Raw genomic sequence first — 18,703 nt, 5'->3', positions numbered from 1 at the left:
CCGGTCCTCACCGTTCTTCGTGGTCGCTGTCGCCGCGTGCGGCGTCTTCGAGTTCGCTCAGCACCTGTTCCTCCACCAGGTCCGCCAGGGCGGCGACGGTGCGGTGGACCAGGACGTCGCGGGGCGTGAGGGTCACGCCGAAGGTGTCGTTGGCGCGGGAGGCGATGAGCAGGGCGCGCAGGGAGTCGCCGCCCAGGACGAAGAAGTCGTCCTCGGCGCCCACTGAGGTCCCCAGGGCCTCCTCCCACAGGGCGGCTACGGCCTCCTCGGTGGGCGTGCGGGGCGGCACGTGCCCGGCGGTCCGCTCCTGCGCCTGGGGGCCGGGCGCGGGCAGCGCGGCCCGGTCGGTCTTGCCGTTCTCCGTGAGCGGGAACCGGTCCAGCGTCACGAACGCCGAGGGCACCATGGGGCCGGGCAGGGTGCGGGCGGCGAAGGTCCGCAGTTCCGCGCCGGCGGGCGGCTCGGCGCCGGGCGCGACGAGCAGGTGGGCCACCAGGCGCGGCAGCCCCGGTTCGTCCTCCCGGATGCTCACCACGGCGTCCAGCACCGCCGGGTGGCGTACCAGGGCCGCCTCCACCTCGCCGGCTTCGATGCGGTGGCCGCGCAGCTTGAGCTGGTGGTCGGTGCGTCCGAGGTGGTGCAGTTCGCCGCGGGTGTCGCGCCGGACCAGGTCGCCGGTGCGGTACATGCGGCTGCCGGGCGGTCCGAACGGGTCGGCGGTGAAGCGGGTCGCCGTCAGGCCGGGGCGGCCCAGGTAGCCGCGGGCCAGGGCCGGTCCGGCGAGCCACAGTTCGCCGGGCACGCCGTCGGGGACGGGGCGCAGACGTGTGTCGAGGACGTAGGTGCCGGTGGCGGGCAACGCGCGGCCGATGGGTGGCGCGGTGCCGTCCGGTTCCAGCGGGTCGGACCAGGTGGCGACGACGGTCGCCTCGGTGGGCCCGTAGGAGTTGACCATGCGGTGGTGCGGTGCCCACCGGGCGACCAGTTCGGCCCGGCAGGCGTCCGCGCCGACGATCAGGGTGTGCAGGTCCGGCAGGGTGCCGGGGGTGTCCGGCGGGAGGGTGGCCAGCGCGGCGGGCGGCAGCAGGGTGTGCGTGATGCGCGCGGTGCGCAGTACGTCCGCCAGCTCGGCGCCGAGCAGCGGACCGGGCGGTGGTACGACGAGGGCCGCGCCGCTCGGCAGGGACATGCACAGCTCCAGCACGGAGGCGTCGAAGCTGGGCGTGGCGAAGGCCAGGACGCGGTCCGCGGCGCGGACCTGGTAGTGCGCGGCCTCGGCGGAGGCGAAGCCGGCCAGCCCGCGGTGGGTGACGACGACGCCCTTGGGGGTGCCGGTGGAGCCGGAGGTGTAGATGACGTACGCCGGGTCGTCGAGGTGGAGGGGGCGGACGCGGTCGGTGTCGGTGGGCCGGTGGCCGGGTGTGCCGTCGCGCGGCGCGGCGAGCAGGCCGGCGACCTCCTCGGCGGTGAGGGTGACGGCGGGGTCCGCGTCGCGCAGCATCAGCGCGACCCGTTCGGCCGGGTAGCCGGGGTCCACCGGGAGGAAGGCGGCGCCCGCCTTGGCCACGGCGAGCTGGGCGAGGACCATGTCCACCGAGCGCGGCAGGACCAGCGCGACGATGTCGCCGGGCCCGGCCCCGCGTGCGATGAGCCGGTGCGCCAGCCGGTCGGCGCGTGCCTCCATTTCGCTGAAGGTCAGCAGGGACTCCCCCGTGTCGAGGGCGGTTCGGTCGGGCCACCGGTCGGCCGCGGCCTCGATCAGCGCGGGCAGCGTCGCCGGGGTCACCGGCGGCAGCTGCGGGCGTACGGGGCCGTGCAGCAGCCAGTGCCGTTCACCGGGCGGCAGCACCTCGACCGCGTGCAACGGCACCCGGTCACCGGATGCGGCCAGGGTGGTCAGGATGTGCATCAGCCGGGCGGCCAGGGCGCGGGCCGTGGTCTCCTCGAAGTACCGGGGGTCGTAGCCGAGTTCCACGCTCAGCTCGTCGCCGGGCGAGATCACCACGGTGAGCGGGTAGTTGGTGGCCTCGCGGGCGTCGAGGTCCCGGATGTGCACGCCGTGCGCGCCGGCCGTGGCGTCGCCGACCGGGTAGTTCTCGAAGACCAGCAGGCTGTCGAACAGGGATGTGCCAGGGGGGAGTTCGCTCCACTGGTGGAGGACCGTCAGCGGCACGTGGTCGAAGCGCCGGTCCTCCGCGCGGGCGGCCTGGAGCTCCCGCAGCCATGCGGCGCAGGGCGTGGACTCGTCCACGGTGACCCGCGCGGGCAGGGTGGTGATGAACAGGCCGGTGATCGTGTCGGCGCCCGGCAGGTCGGCGGGCCGGCCGGAGACGGTGGTGCCGAAGCACACCTCCCGCTCGCCGCTGAAGCGCGCCAGCAGCAGCGCCCAGGCGCCCTGCACCAGCGTGTTGAGGGTGAGCCGGTGGCGGCGGGCGAAGTCCGTCAGCCGGGCCGTGCGCTCGGCGCCGAGCCGCTGGGACAGCCAGGTCCCCGACCGGGCGGCGGCGCCCGGGGCGGGCCTGCGGTCGTACGGCAGCGGGGTGGGCGCGGCGTAGTCGGCGAGGGCGGCCTTCCAGTGTTCCTCGGCCGCGGCGGTCTCCCGGCCGGCCAGCCAGGCGGCGTAGTCCGCGAAGGGCCGCCGTTGCGGCAGCCGCGGCTCGCCGCCGGCGGCGAGCGCGGCGTGCGCGGCCATCACGTCCGACAGCACGTGGAAGACGCTCCACCCGTCCAGCAGGACGTGGTGGAAGGTCCACACCACGCGCACCTCGTCGGGACCGAGCCGGATCAGGGTGACGCGCAGCAGCGGGGGGCGGTCCAGGGCGATGCCGCGGGCGCGGTCCTCGTCGAGCAGCCGCCCGAGTTCGGTGTCCCGCCGCGCCGGGTCCAGGCCGCTCCAGTCGAGTTCGGTGACGGGCAGGGTGACGTGGCGGTGCACGGTCTGGAGGGGGACCGGGACCTCGCCCAGGGCCACAGCGGTCCGCAGCACGGGCGTGCGGTCCACGACGTGCTGCCAGGCGGCCGCCAGCAGCCGGGGCTCGCGCACGCCGTCCGCGACGAAGGTGATCTGCTCGACGTACAGGCCCTCGCCGGGCTCGTCCATGCCGTGCACGACCATGCCGGTCTGCGTGGGGGTGAGGGGGTAGACGTCCGCCACGTCACGCCCGTCACCGGCGAGCCGGTCGACGGCCGCCTGGTCCAGTGCGGCCAGCGGGAAGTCCGACGGGGTGCGGCCGCCCGCGCCCGGCTCGGCGCAGTGCCGGACGATCCGCCGCAGTTCCTCCACGGTCTCCTCCGCGAGGCGTGCGACGGTGTCGTGCCGGTGCACCTGCCGGGAGTACGACCAGGTGAGCTCCAGCCGCTTGTCGGTGACCCGGCCGAGGACGTCGATGAGGTGCGGCCGGTCCGCCGAGCGGTCCATACCGCCGGTCAGCCCGCCGTGGGGCGCGCGCAGCAGACCGCCCTCGGCCGCGTTCCAGTCCTGCTGTCCCAGGTAGTTGAAGCCCACCTGCGGCAGGCCGGGCAGCTCACGTCCCGCCGTGGGGTGCAGGTGACGCAGCGCGCCGTAGCCCACTCCCCCGCGTGGCACGGCCCGGAGGTTCTCCTTGACCGTCTTCAGCGCGGTCTCGAGGTCGGCGTCGCGGGGCACGTCGAGGCCCACGGGGAACATGGTGGTGAACCAGCCGACGGTACGGGCGAGATCGACGTCGTCGAAGAGGTCCTCGCGGCCGTGGCCCTCCAGCGCGATGACCACCCGGTCCTGTTCCGTCCAGCGGGCCAGGACCCGGCCGAGGGCGCACAGCAGGACGTCGTTGACGCGGGTGCGGTAGGCGTCCGGCACGTCCTTCAGGAGCCGGCGGGTGTCCTCGCCGCCCAGGCTCACCGTCACGGTCTCCTCGTGGGCGGCGGTGTTGCCGCCGGTGAGGTCGGTCGGCAGGTCGGTGGGGCGCAGGCCGCTCCAGTGCGCGATCTCGTCGTCGAAGCCGCCGTCGGCGGTGTGCTCGGCCAGGCGCCGGGCCCAGGTGCGGAAGGAGGTCGTCTTCGCCCCCGGGTCAGGCGTGGCACCGGCGCGCAGCGCCCGGTGGGCGGCGTCGAGGTCCTCCAGGATCACGCGCCAGGACACCGCGTCGACGACCAGGTGGTGGGCGGCCAGCAGCAGGACGGGCGGCCGGTGGTCGTCCGGGCGGCACAGGGCGGCCTTGAGCAGCGGCCCCTGGGTCAGGTCGAATCCGGAGCACAGGCCGGCGGCCACGACGGCCGGCGCCTCGGGTGTGTCGTGCACCTCGAGGTGCGGCGCGGCGCCGGGCGGGGTGCCGTGCTGGCGCCACCGTCCGTCGCCGGCCGGTTCGTAGCGCATGCGCAGCGCGTCGTGCTGTTCCAGCACCGCCGCGAGGGCGGCGCGCAGCAGCGTCTCGTCGGTGTCGGACGCCAGCTCGAAGGAGACCGTCTGGGTGAAGCGGGCCGGGTCGCCGGTGAGGGTGTCGAACAGCCAGTGCTGTACGGGCGTGAGGGGGACGTCTCCGACGACCGGGCCCTGTTCGGCGCTGACCGTCGCGGCCGGGAACTCCTCGACCGCCGTGGCCAGTTCGGCGACCGTCTGGTGCTGGAAGAGGTGCCGGGGGGTCAGCGCGAGTCCGGCCCGGCGGGCGGCGGAGACGATCTGGATGCCGAGGATGGAGTCGCCGCCGAGCGCGAAGTAGTTGTCCGTCGCGCCCACGTCGGCCACGCCCAGCACCTCGGACCAGATCGCGGCGAGCGTCCGCTCGGTGGCGGTGCGCGGCGGCCGGGTGCCCCCCGTGGTGGTGGCGGCCGACCACACCGGTTCGGGCAGGGCCCGCCGGTCCAGCTTGCCGGTGGTGCCCAGCGGCAGTCGCTCCAGCTCCACCACGACCGCCGGCACCAGGTGGTCGGGCAGCGTCCGGGCGAGGAAGGCACGCAGGTCGGCCGGTGCCGGGGCGGCGCCGTCGCGGGGCACGGCGTAGCCCACGAGGCGTTTGTGGCCGTCGTGTTCCACGACCCGGGCGGCGGCCGCGGCCACCTGCGGGTGCCGGGCCAGCGCGGCCTCCACCTCGCCGAGCTCGATGCGGAAGCCGCGCACCTTCACCTGGTCGTCGGTCCGGCCGAGGTACAGCAGGTCGCCGTCGGCCGTCCAGCGGACCAGGTCGCCGGTGCGGTACATGCGGCTGCCGGGCGGGCCGAAGCGGTCGGCGAGGAAACGGGACGCGGTCAGGCCCGGCCGGCTCAGGTAGCCGCGGGCCACGCCGGTCCCGGCGAGGTACAGCTCGCCGGGCGCCCCGACGGGCACGGGTCGCATGCGGGCGTCGAGGACGTAGGCGCGGGCGCCGCCGACGGGCCGGCCGATGGGCGGGACCCGGTCGGGGTCCGCCGGGTCGCAGGTGAACGCGGTGGCGTAGACGGTGGCCTCGGTGGGGCCGTAGATGTTCATGACCCGGCAGCCGGGGATCGCCGCGCGCACCTGGCGGACGGCGCGGGCGGGCAGCGCCTCGCCGGCCAGGACGACGGTGTCGGCCGTGACGTGCACGGTGTCCTCGGCCAGCAGGCGGCTCAGGGCGGAGGGGACGGCGCTGAGCAGTCCCGCACGCCACGGCTCGGGCCGTTCGGCGAGGGCCAGCAGGTCGCGGACGACCTCGACGTGGCCGCCCGCCAGCAGCGGCGAGAGGATCTCGAACACCGACACGTCGAAGGTGAGCGACGTGGAGGCCACCACGTGGGAGAGCCCGCGGCCGGTGAACTCGGCGGCGGCCCAGTCGGTCAGCGCCACCACCGAGGCGTGGGAGACGACGACGCCCTTGGGCCGTCCGGTGGAGCCGGAGGTGTGGATGACGTAGGCGGGGTGGTCCGGCAGCAGCCTGCCACGGCGCTCGCCGTCCCCGACGGGGCCGGCGGACGCGGCGGCCAGACGCCCGGCGCAGGCCGCGTCGTCCAGGGCGATCCGCGTGTACGGACCGTCCGGCAGCCGCGCGGAGGTCTCCGCGCAGGTGATCACCGCGTCGGGCCGCACGTCCTCGAAGAGGAACGCGATGCGCTCCGCCGGATGGCCGGGGTCGACCGGAAGGTAGGCGGCGCCGCTCTTGAGGACCGCGAGGAGCGCCACGATCAGGTCGGCGGTGCGGGGCAGGGCCAGCGCGACGAACCGCTCCGGTCCGGCCCCGGCCTCGATCAGGAGGCGGGCCAGCCGGTTGGCGCGCTCGTCGAGCTGCCGGTACGTGAGGTGCTCGGCGCCGGCGGTCACGGCCGGGGCGTCGGGGGTGCGGGCGGCCTGTGCCGCGAAGGTGTCCGGGAGAGTGCGGTGCGGCAGCCCCGTCACCGGTCCCGCGAGCCGGTCCAGCAGGCGGCGTCCGTCGTCCGCCTCGAGCGCCGGCAGGTCGGCCAGGCGGTGGTCGGCGCCGTCGGCGATCCGCGTCAGCAGCGTGCGCAGGCTCGCGCCGAGCCCTTCGACGGTGGCGGCCTCGAAGGCCGCCGGGTCGTAGTCGAGGGACACCGTCACGTCGTCGCCGGGGGCGACGACCACGCTGAGCGGGTAGTTGGTCGGCTCCAGGTCGCGTTCCTGCTCGACGGCGAGCCCGTGCCGGGCCAGGGCGCCTTCGTCGAACGGGTAGTTCTCGAAGACGACGATGCTGTCGAACAGGTTGGTGCCGCCGGGCACCTCGCTCCAGGTCTGCAACTGGGCGAGGGAGACGAAGTCGTGGCGCCGGGCCTCCGACTGGGCGGCCTGCACCTCGCGCAGCCACTCCAGCAGGGGGCGCCCGCCGTCGATCCGCAGCCGGGTGGGCAGGGTGTTGATGAACAGACCCACCATGGAGGTCACGCCGGGCAGTTCGGCCGGGCGGCCGGACACGGTCGTGCCGAAGACGACGTCGTCCCCGCCGCCGTAGTGGTGCAGCAGCAGCCCCCAGGCCCCCTGGAGCACCGTGTTGACGGTCAGCCCGGCCCGCTGCGCGGTCTCCTTCAGCCGCGCCGACACCTCCTGCCCGAGGGCCACCCGGACCGTTCCCGACGAGGACGTGCGGTGGGCCTCGGCGGGGCGCCGGTCGCGCGGCAGTTCGGTGGGGCCGGCGAACCCGGCGAGGGTCTCGCGCCAGTGGCGCTCCGCACGGCCGGTGTCCTGGGCGGCCAGCCACCGCAGGTAGTCGGCGAAGGGCGCCCGGTCGGGCACCTGCGGGCGGTGTCCGGCGGTCAGGGCCGCGTACCGCTCGCACACCTCGTCGAACACCTGGGCCGCGCTCCAGCCGTCGAGCAGGACGTGGTGGAACGTCCACACCATGCGCACCCGGTCCGGTGCCAGCCGGATCAGCGCGAGCCGCATGAGCGGGGCCGCGCCGAGGTCGATCCCGGCCCGCCGGTCCGCGTCGAGCAGCGACTCCATCTCCCGCGCGCACCGCTCGGCGGGCCACCCGGACCAGTCGTGGTGGGTGACGGGCACGACGGCCCGCCGCTCCACCACCTGGAGGGGTTCGGCGGTCTCCTGCCACACCAGGCGGGTGCGCAGGATCGGGTTCGCGTCCGCCGTGCGCCGCCACGCCTCGGCGAGCGCGTGCGGGTCGGTGACGCCGCACAGCACCACCTGCACCTGGTTCACGTAGGTGCGGGCCTGGGGGTCCATGAGGCTGTGGAACAGCATGCCCGCCTGCATCGGCGTCAGCGGGTACACGTCCTCGACCGTGCGTCCGTCTCCCACGAGCCGGTCGACGGCGGCCTGGTCGAGCCGGGCCAGCGGGAAGTCCGAGGGCGTGCGGCCGCCGGCGTGCGGGGCGGCGCAGTGCGCGACGATCTCCTCCAGTGACCGCAGCATGCCCTCGGCGAGAGAGGCGACCGTCTCCTCGCGGTGGCGTCCGCCGCTGTAGTGCCAGATGATCTCCAGCTCGTCGCCCTCCACCCGGGCCACCACGTCCAGCAGGTGCGCACGCGGCGCCCCGGGGTCCTCGGCGCCGCCCAGGCCGCCGGGAACGGCCCGGACCAGCGCGCCGTCGTCGGCCGACCAGTCGAACCGGCCCAGGTAGTTGAAGCTGATGCCGGGCAGCGGTGCGGCGGCGAGCCGCTCGTCGCCCGCCAGGTGGCGCAGGGCGCCGTAGCCGACGCCCCGGTCGGGTACGGCCCGCAGCTGTTCCTTCACGGATTTCAGCGCGGCGCCCCAGTCCCCCTCGGGCAGTTCGAGGGCGACCGGGAAGAGACTGGTGAACCAGCCGACCGTGCGGGACAGGTCGAGGTCGTCGAAGAGCTGGTCCTCGCGGCCGTGTCCCTCCAGTCCCACGGCGACGGTGCCGCGGCCGGTCCAGTCGGCCAGCACGCGGCCGAGGGCGGCCAGCAGGACGTCGTCGACGCGGGTGCGGTAGACGCCGGGAACCCTGCGCAGGAGGTCGTCGGTCCGTCGGCGGTCGAGGCGTACGGTCACCGCGCGCAGGTCGGCGACGGTGTTGTCGCCGTCGAGGTCCACCGGCAGCGGGTCGGCGCAGTGCCGCGACACGGTCTCCCAGTGGGCGCGCTGAGCGGTGAGGTCCCCCTCGCCGGTGCGCCCGGTGAGCCGCCGCACCCACTCCCGCACGGACGTCGTGCGCTGCGGCAGCCGTATCCGCTCGCCGGCCAGGGCCTGCCGGTAGGCGGTCTCCAGGTCCTCCAGAAGGACACGCCAGGAGACACCGTCGACGACCAGGTGATGGGCGGTCAGCAGCAGGCGTGCGGCCCGGTCCCCGCCGGTGAACAGCCGGGCGGCGATCAGCGGGCCGGTGTCCAGCCGGAAGCCGGTGTGCGCCTCCTTCGAGAAGCGGTCCTCGGCCTCCTCGGCGGCCCCCGCGTCGAGGCCGTTCAGGTCGTGGACCCGCAGCAGCCGGGGGGCCTCGGTGTCCGGGGCGGCGTACTCCTGGTGCCAGGTCCCGTCCGCGGCGCGGGTGAAGCGGGCGCGCAGGGCGTCGTGGTGGGCCCACAGCGCGGCCAGGGCGGCGCTCAGCGCGTCGGCGTCCACGTCCTGGGCCGTCTCGACGACCACGGACTGGTTGAAGTACTCCGGGCGCGGCGGCTCGGCGTCGAGGAACCAGCGCTGGATGGGGGTGAGCCCGACCTCGCCGGTCACCGGGCCGGTGTCCGCGACGGCCTGGGCGGCGCCGGTCGCGGCGGTGGCCAGGGCGGCGAGCGTGGGGTGCCGGAACAGGTCCCTCGGGGTCAGCGCGAGCCCCGCGGTGCGGGCGCGGGAGACGACCTGGATGCTGACGATCGAGTCGCCGCCCAGCATGAAGAAGTTGTCGTCGACGCCGACCCGTTCCACGCCGAGGAGTTCGGCCCAGATTCCGGCGAGCACCCGCTCGGCTTCGGTGCGCGGCGCGCGGTAGGCGGTGTCGGCCGCCACCGAGGGGTCGGGGTCGGGCAGGCGTCGCCGGTCGACCTTGCCGTTCGCGGTCAGGGGCAGCTCCATCACGGTGACGAACGCGGCCGGGACCATGTAGTCGGGCAGTTCGCCGGACAGGCGGTCGCGCAGCTCGGCCGGCGGCGGCACCGCCGCGCCGGGGGCGGGTACCAGGTGGGCCACCAGACGTGTGCGACCCGCGTGCCGCGACACCGACACCACCGCCTCGGCGATCGCCGGGTGCGCGGTGAGCCGGGCCTCGATCTCGGCGGGTTCGACGCGGAAGCCGCGGATCTTGATCTGGTCGTCGGCCCGTCCCACGAAGTGCAGTTCGCCGTCGGCGCTCCAGCGCACGATGTCGCCGGTGCGGTACATCCGTGTGCCGGGCGGGCCGAACGGGTCGGCCAGGTAGCGGGCCGCCGTCGCGCCGGGGCGTCCGGTGTAGCCACGGGCGAGTCCGGCGCCCGCGAGGTACAACTCGCCCGGAACGCCGGGTGGTTGCAGCTGGAGCGCACTGTCCAGGACGTACCCGCGGGTGTCGTCCAGGGGGCGGCCGATGGGCAGTGTCGCGGGCAGCGCGTCACCGGCGCGGAAGGCCCGCCGGGTGGCGAAGGCGGTGGTCTCGGTCGGGCCGTACACGTCGACGACGGTGAGGTCCGGGCAGGCGTCCAGCACGCGCCGTACGGCGGAGCCGGGCACGGCCTCGCCGCCGGTCCACACCTCGCGCGCGCCGGTCAGGCATGCGGGGTCCTCCTGGGCGAGGAGGCGGAACAGGCCCACCGTCAGGAACAGGCAGCTCACCCCCTGTTCGGTGATCGCGTGGCGCACGGCGGCGGCTTCCAGGTCTCCCGGCGGGGCGAGCACGGCCGTGCCGCCGCGCAGCAGCGGCACCCACACCTCGTAGGTGGAGGCGTCGAAGGCGTGCGGGGAGTGCACGAGGACCCGGTCGTGACGGGCGAAGGCACGGTCCAGGGCCAGCGCGGCGACGTCCCGCTGCCGCGCCGCCACGCCCTTGGGGTTGCCGGTGGACCCGGACGTGAACATGAGGTACTGGACGGTGTCCGGGTGCACGCGCGGCACAGTCGTGGGTTCCGGGACCGCGGCGGCTGTGTCGTCCGGGTCGTCCGGCCGCAGCACGCGGCCTTCCGGGAGAAGGGCCGCAGCCGTCTCCTCCCAGGCCCGGTCCGTGAGCAGCAGGTCGGCACCGGCTTCACCGAGCATCGTGCGCAGCCGCTCCCGCGGCGCCCTGCCGTCGAGCGGGACGTACACGCCGCCGAGGCGGGCGAGGGCGACCTGGGTGACGACGAGGCCGACCGAGCGGTCCATCAGGACGCCGACGGGGACCTCCGGGCGGACCCCGAGCGCGGCCAGCCGGCCGGCCAGTGCCCCGGCCCGGCCGTCGAGTTCGCGGTAGGTGAGCCGCTCGTCGCCGGCCAGCAGCGCGACGGCGTCGGGGGTGCGCCGCACCTGCGCGGCGAACAGGCCCGCGGTGGTCGCCGCAGGGGTACCGGTGGCGGTGTCGTTCCACGTGTGGAGCACCTGCTCACGCCGGTCGGCCGTCAGCAGGGGCAGGCGGGCGGGCACGCTCCGAGGTGCGGTGGCGAAGCCCTCCAGCAGGACGGTGAGGTGCTCGGCCATCCGCTCGACGGTGGCGGCGTCGAAGAGGTCCGGGTCGTAGCCGAGGCGCAGGGCGAGTCCCGTGCCGGGGTAGGCGACCAGGCTGAGCGGGTAGTTGGTGGTCTCGATGCCGTCCAGGCCGCTGAGCCGCAGCCCGTGCGCGGCGGCGAGGCCGTCGTCGACCGGGTAGTTCTCGAACACCACGATGCTGTCGAACAGGGCGACGCGTTCGGGCAGTTCGGTGAACGCCTTCATGTGGTGCAGCGGCACGTGGTCGTGGCGGCGGTCCTCGCTCTGCTCCTGCTGGAGCCGGCCCAGCCAGGTGAGCAGCGTCTCGTCCCGCGGCACGGTCACGCGGGTGGGCAGGGTCGCGATGAACAGACCGGTCATGGCGTCGGCCCCGGGCAGCTCGGGCGGCCGTCCGGAGACGGTGGTGCCGAAGACCACCTCGTCGCGGGCCGCCAGGCGGCTCAACAGCAGCGCCCAGGCGCCCTGCACGAGGGTGTTCATGGTCAGGCCCGCCGTCCTGGCGAGGCCCTCCAGTGCCCGGGTGGTGGTCTCGGGCACCGTGACGCGTACCGCCCGCGTCGACTCCGCGCGGTGGCTCTCGCGGGGTTCACGGTCGAAGGGCAGCGCGGTGGCCTCGCTCAGGCCGTTCAGGCGGGTCCGCCAGTGCCGTTCGGCCTCGGCCCGCTCGGCGCGGTCCTGCAGCCAGGCGACGTAGTCGCGGAAGGGGCGGCGGTCGGGCAGCGGGGCGTCCGCGGCGCCCGCCAGGACGGCGTGGCACGCGAAGACGTCGGAGAGGACCTGGAACAGGCTCCAGCCGTCCAGGATCAGGTGGTCGAAGGACCACACGACACGGACCGCGCGGTCGGAGACCCGGGCCAGCACCAGGCGCTGGAGCGGCGCGCGCGTCAGGTCGACACCGCGGGCGCGGTCGCCCTCGAGCAGTTCGCGCAGCCGCTCGTCCCGCTCGGCCTCGGACAGGCCGCGCCAGTCCGGTCGCTCCACCGGCACGGCTGCTCCGCGCTGCACCACGAGGAGCGGCTCGGGCACGTCCTGCCACACCACGCGGGCGCGCAGCACCGGCGTGCGGTCCGTGACCCGCTGCCAGGCGTCCGCCAGCACGGCCGGGTCCTCCACGCCGTCCAGGACGAACGTCAGCTGCTGGAAGTACACGCCGCGGTCGTCCTGCGAGAGCCGGTGGAAGAGCATGCCGGCCTGGGTGGGCGTGAGGGGGTGGACGTCCTCCACGCCGGCGGGGTCCTCGCCCGCGATCCGGTCGACGTGCGTCTGGTCGAGCCGGGCCAGCGGGAAGTCCGAGGGGGTGCGTCCGGCGGCGCCGGGCCGGGCCGCGTGGCGGGCGAGGCCGGCCAGCGCGTCGGCGAACCGTCCGGCGAGGTCCGCGACGGTGTCCCGCCGGTGCAGCTCGTCCGAGTAGAACCAGGTGAACTCCAGGCTGTCGCCGTCCAGCCGCCCCACGACCTCCAGGGCGTGCGGGCGTGACGCCGAGGGGTCGGCGTCCAGCTCCAGCGGACGGAACGGCCCGTCGTACAGCCCCTCGGAGGTCTCCGAGAGCCCGAAGCGGCCCAGGTAGTTGAAGCTGATCTGCGCGGTGGTCGCCGGGAGCTGTGCGGCGTCGCGGCCCGGCAGGGCCAGGACTCCGTGGCCGAGGCCGTGCCGGGGCACCGCGCGCAGGTGCTCCTTGACCTGCTTGAGCACGGCGTCCCAGTCCGCCTCGGGCGGGACGGTGAGGGCGACGGGGTGGCGGGTGGTGAACCAGCCGACGGTGCGGCTGGTGTCGACGTCGGCGAACAGTTCCTCGCGGCCGTGGCCTTCGACGTCCACCAGTACCCGGTCGTGACCGGTCCAGCCGCACAGCACCCGGCCGAGGGCGGCGAGCAGGACGTCGTTGGCCCGGGTGCGGTAGGTCTCGGGCAGGGTGCGCAGCAGCACGTCGGTGTCCTCGGGTCCGAGGCGTACCGTCACCGAGCGCTGGGAGGCGTAGGTGTTGGTGCCCGTCCGGTCCGACGGCAGGGCGGCCCGGGCGCCTTCGGTCGCCCGCGTCCAGTAGGCCTTCTCGTCGTCGAAGCCGCCGGCGGCGGCGTGCGCGGCGAGGCGCTCGGCCCAGTGCCGCAGCGGGGACGACTTCCGGGGCAGTGCCGCCGCTCCGTCCCGGCCGGCGCGGCGGGCGCGGTAGGCCAGGTCGAGGTCCTCGAGGATCAGGCGCCAGGAAACCCCGTCCACGACGAGGTGGTGGACGGCCAGGTGCAGTACGTGCGGCCGTCCGGGGCCCCGGTCGTGCAGTACGGCACGCAGCAGCGGGCCGTGGCGCAGGTCGTGGGGGCCGAGGTGCGGGGTGTCGGTGTCCGGACCGGTGTGGCGCGCGAGGCGGCAGCGGGCGGCCGGGACGTCGATCAGCCACCGTACGCCCGCCTCGTCGGTGCGGAAGCGGGAGCTCAGGGCGTCGTGGTGGGCGATCACGTCGTTGAGGGCGTCTTCGAGTGCCCGCGCGTCGACGCCGGCGTGCAGTGTCACCGAGAGGGTCTGGCCGAAGTGCCCGGCCCGCTCGGCGGCACTCTCGAAGAGCCAGTGCTGGATGGGTGTCAGCGGCGCGGAGCCGGTTGCCTCGACGGGTGCGGACTCGGCGGGCCGCCGGCTTCCCGCCTCGTCGGCGCAGCGGGCGAGGGCGGCGACCGTCTGGTGCCGGTAGACGTCCCGCGAGGTGATCGTGAGGCCCGCCTGCCGTGCCCGGGAGACGATCTGGATGCTGAGGATGGAGTCGCCGCCGAGCGCGAAGAAGTTGTCGTCCGCTCCGACCCGCTCCACGTGCAGGACGTCGGCCCAGATGGCGGCGAGGGTCCGTTCGGTGGGGGTGCGGGGCGCGACGTGGCGTGTGACGGGTTCGGCCGGCGCCGGGTCGGGGAGCCTGCCTCGGTCCAGCTTGCCGTTGGGGTTGAGCGGCAGGGCGGGCAGCACCACGACGGCCGAGGGGACCATGTAGTCGGGCAGGGTGCGCCCGAGTTCGCGGCGTACCGCCTCCGGTTCCACGCGGGCACCGGGGGCGGGGACGACGTATCCGGCCAGGCGGCGGTGGCCATCGCCGTCGCGGACGGTCGCGGCGGCCTCGGCGACGCCCGTGCAGCGGCGCAGGGCCTCCTCGACCTCGCCCAGTTCGATGCGGAAGCCGCGCACCTTGACCTGTTGGTCGATGCGGCCGAGGTACTCGAGCCGGCCGTCGGCACTCCAGCGCACCAGGTCGCCCGTGCGGTACATGCGGTCGCCGGGGACACCGAAGGGGTCGGCGACGAAGCGCGCGGCGGTCAGACCGGGGCGTCGCAGGTAGCCGCGGGCCAGTCCACCACCACCGAGGTACAACTCACCGATGACACCCGGAGGTTGGGGGCGCAGCAGGCGGTCCAGCACGTAGGCGCGGGTGCGGGCGACGGGACGGCCGATGGGCGGGGCCTGGTCGGGGACGGTGCCGTCGGCGAACCAGGCGGTGGCGTAGACGGTGGCTTCGGTCGGGCCGTAGATGTTCGCCACCTCGGCCGAGGGCATGGCGTCCCTGATGTCCCGCACGGTCCGGGCGGGCAGGGCCTCGCCTGCCAGGAGGACGGTGTCCGCCTCGACCGCGCTGTCGCCGCCGAGCACACGGGAGAGTACGGACGGGACACCGCTGAGGAGTCCGGCCCGGCGGGGTCCGGGGCTGTCGGCGAGGGCCGGGAGGTCGGCGACCACCTCGACGCTGCCGCCGGCCAGCAGGGGGCACAGCAACTCGAAGACGGACACGTCGAAGTTGAGGGAGGTGGACGCGACGACGTGCGCCAGCCCGCGCGGGCCGAACGTCTCCTCGGCCCAGGCGGCCAGCGCGGCCACGCTGCGGTGGGTGACGATCACGCCCTTGGGGCGGCCGGTGGATCCGGAGGTGTAGATGACGTAGGCGGGGTGGGACGGGTCGAGTGGCCGGGCCCGGTCGGCGTCGGTCAGGTCTGCGGTCAGGTCAGCGGAACCGGCATCGGACGGCTCGGCGTCCTCCAGGAGCAGCGCGTCCTCCAGGAACAGTGGCTCGCAGTCGTCGGGGAGCGCGTGGGCGGTCCCACGGGTGGCGACGACGAGGGCGGGGGCCGCGTCGGCGAGCATGAAGCGGATCCGCTCGGCCGGGTAGCCGGGGTCGACGGGCAGGTATCCGGCGCCCGACTTCAGGACGGCCCACAGCGCCGGCAGCAGGTCGGCGGAGCGCGGCAGACACAGCGCCACCAGGGACTCCGGACCCGCGCCGTGCGTCGTCAGCAGCCGGGCGAGCCGGTTGGCACGCCGGTTCAGTCCGGCGTAGTCCAGCCGGGCCGCGCCGCAGGTCACGGCGGTCCGGTCGGGAGTTCGGGCCACCTGCGCCTCGAACAGCGCCGGGAGCGTGGCGCCGTCGGCGTGGTCGCCGGCCGGCGCGGGCGGGTTCCAGGAGTCGAGGAGCGTGCGCCGCTCGTCGTCCGACAGCAGCGGCAGTTCGGCCAGCGTCCGGTGCGGGCCGTCCGCCATGCCTTCCAGCAGGCGGTGCAGCTGCCGGCTCATCCGGGTCACGGTCGCCGCCTCGTACAGGTCGGTGTTGTACTCGACCGTCAGCTCGCAGCCGCCCTCGGCGCGCGGCGCGAACTCCAGCACGAGGTCGAAGCGGGCGGCCGGGCGGGGCAGCGGATGCTCCTCGATCCGTGCCCCGGCCGCCAGCGGAGGCCGGACGGGCGCCGCCTGCTGCACCACCAGTACCTGCACCAGCGGAGTGCGGCTGGGGTCTCTGGGCGGGGCCAGTTCCTCGACCACCCGGTCGAACGGCACGCCGTCGTGCACGAAGGCGTCCAGCACGGTCGCGCGCATGGACTCCACGAACCGGTCGACCGTGACGGTGTCGTCGACCTCGCCGCGCAGCACGACGGTGTTGGCGAAGAAGCCCGTCACGTCCTCCAGTTCGCGGCGGTCCCGCCCGTTGGTGACGGTCCCGAACGCCACGTCCCGCTGCCCGGAGTAGCGGGAGAACAGCACGGCCGCCGCCCCGGCGAACAGCGTGAAGACGGTCGTGCCGCGGCCCTGGGCCAGTTGCCGCAGCCGGTCCACCAGGTGCTCCGGGAGGTGGTGGCGGTGTGCCGCGCCCGCGGTGGTGCGCACCGCCGGCCGGGGCCGGTCGGTGGGCAGTTCGAGTTGCTGCAGGCCGGCCAGATGGCGCTTCCAGTAACCGAGGTCGTCGGCGTCCGCGTCGCCGGTGCGCCGCTCGCGCTCCCACAGCGCGAAGTCCGGGTACTGCACGCCCGGCCGGGGAAGGCCGTCCGGTTCGCCGCAGGCCTCCGCGCGGTAGAGCGCCGTCAGGTCCCGGGTCAGGACGCCGACCGACCAGCCGTCGGTGACGATGTGGTGCTGGGCCAGCAGCAGGACGTGGTCCTCGGGGGCGCGGCGGACGAGCAGCGCCCGGGTCAGGGGCCCGGTCGTCAGGTCGTGGGGGCGGCGCAGTTCCTCGGTCAGCAGGCGCTCGACGGCGTCGCCCCGCCGGTCGGCGGGCAGGTGCTCGACGTCGGAGGTGCGCAGGGGGAGTACCGCCTCGGGGGCGATCAGCTGGACGCCCTGTCCGTCGACGGTGGCGAAGGTGGTGCGCAGGGAGTCGTGGCGGGCGGCGAGCCGGTCCAGGGCGCGTCGCAGGGCAGGCGTGTCGAGCGGGCCGCGCAGCCGCAGCGCCACGCCGGTGTTGTACTCGGTTCCGCCGTCGGTGAGGTCGTCGAGGAACCACAGGCGTCGCTGGGCGCTGGAGAGCGGGACGGGCTTTCCGCGCGGGGCGGAGGGGATCGGGTCCGGCGGCGCGGCGGCGGACGGCTCGGCGGCCAGCGGGGCGAGCGCGGCGACGGTCCGTGCGGTGAACACGTCACGCAGGGAGAGCCGGGCGCCGAGGACTTCCCGGATCCGCGTCAGGGTGCGGGCGGCGAGGAGCGAGTCGCCGCCCAGGTCGAAGAAGTCGTCGGTGACGCCGACGGCGTCGACGCCGAGGACGTCGGCCCAGATCGCGGCCAGGGCCCGCTCGTCGCCGGTGCGCGGCTCGACGTGCTCCTCGGTCCGCGCACCGCCGGGGGCGGGCAGGGCCCGCAGGTCGACCTTGTGCTGCGGAGTGAGCGGCAGCGCGTCCAGGACGACGACGGCGGAGGGCACCATGTGGGCCGGCAGGGCGGCGGCGAGGGCGGCGCGCAGCCGGGCGGGTTCTGGCCTGCGGGCCGGATCGGCGGGCGTGACGTAGCCGACGAGCCGGCCGCGGGCGGGTTCCTCGTCGCGGACCACGACCACGGCCTCACGGACGCCGGGGCAACGGGTCAGGGCGGCCTCGATCTCGCCGGGTTCGATGCGGAAGCCGCGCACCTTGACCTGCCGGTCGACCCGGCCGAGGAACTCCAGCTCGCCGTCCGGCCTGCGGCGCACCCGGTCGCCGGTGCGGTAGAGGCGGGCGCCGGGCGGGCCGAAGGGGTGGGCGACGAACCGGGTCGCGGTCAGGCCGGGGCGGCCGAGGTAACCGCGGGCCAGCCCGTCGCCGCCCACGTACAGCTCGCCCTCGGTGCCGGGCGGCACCGGGCGCAGTGCCGCGTCCAGGACGTGGGCCTCGGTGCCGGGCAGCGGGCTGCCGATGGCCGGTGTACCGGTGCCGGCGGTGAGCGGTCCGGTCCAGGTGGCGACGACGGTGGCCTCGGTCGGCCCGTAGGAGTTGATCATGTGGCGGCCGGGTGCCCACCGGTCGACGAGCGCGGCCGGGCACGCCTCGGCCCCGACGATCAGGGTACGCAGGTGCGGTGCGCCGCCGGTGTCCGCCGGGTCGGGCAGGGTGGCGAGGGCGGCCGGCGGTATGAGGGCGTGGGTGATGCGGTGCTCGTCCAGGACGGCGGCCAGTTCGTCGCCCAGCCAGGGCCCGTCCGGTGGCACGACCAGCAGGGCACCGGACAGGACGGAGACGCACAGCTCCAGTACGGAGGCGTCGAAGCTGGGTGAGGAGAACTGCAGCACGCGGTCGCCCGGGCCGACGGCGTACCGCTCGGCGGCGGCCGCGGCGAAGGCGCCGATGCCGCGATGGGTGACGGTGACGCCCTTGGGGGTGCCGGTGGAGCCGGAGGTGAAGATGACGTACGCCGCGTGGTCGGGGAGCACCAGTCTCCCGGGCGGGTCCGCCTCCTGGCCCCCGGCGCTCATCAGCGCGCGGACCCGGTCCGGGTCGTCCAGGACGACGGCCGGTGCGGCGTCGGCGAGCATCAGGGCACGCCGTTCGGCCGGATAGTCGGGGTCCACGGGGAGGAAGGCGGCACCGGCCAAGGCCACGGCCAGCTCGGCGGCGATCAGTTCCATCGAGCGCGGCAGGACCAGTGCCACCGTCCGCTCCGGTCCGGCGCCGCTGCCGACGAGGTGGGCGGCAAGGCGGCCGGCCCGCCGCGCGAGTTCTCCGTATGACCAGGTGCGTCGGCCGTCGGTCACCGCGGGGGCGTGCGGATCACGCGTCACCCACGCGGCGAACAGCTCACCGAGCGGGACGGGACGGGTGGCATGGTCCGCGCGGGCCGCCGGGCTCGTGTCGGCCGGGGCGGAAACGGGCGCGGCGGGGCGCTGGGCGTGCGGGTACGTCATCGGGGTGAAGTCCTTCAGCCGTGGGGCGACGCGCGGACCCGGCGCGCCGGTCTCGGGCAGCCCGCGGGCACACCGGAGCGGTGCGGGGATCCGGGC

Annotated in this window: 1 protein-coding gene; it reads right to left on the bottom strand. The window is 75.5% G+C overall.

Features of this window, described 5'->3' with window-relative positions; translation table 11 throughout:
• Positions 1 to 7 precede the first annotated feature (7 nt).
• Entirely contained in the window at positions 8 to 18,607 is an 18,600-nt protein-coding gene (locus DIZ27_RS10885) for a non-ribosomal peptide synthetase (protein ID WP_109378145.1), read from the bottom strand.
• Between the last annotated feature and the right edge of the window lie 96 nt (positions 18,608 to 18,703).

Origin of the sequence: Streptomyces sp. NWU339 (genome assembly GCF_003143855.1) — a bacterium.
Lineage (GTDB): Bacteria > Actinomycetota > Actinomycetes > Streptomycetales > Streptomycetaceae > Streptomyces.
The sequence above is the reverse complement of the archived record's forward strand: the minus strand, read 5'-3'. Positions and strand labels throughout refer to the sequence as shown.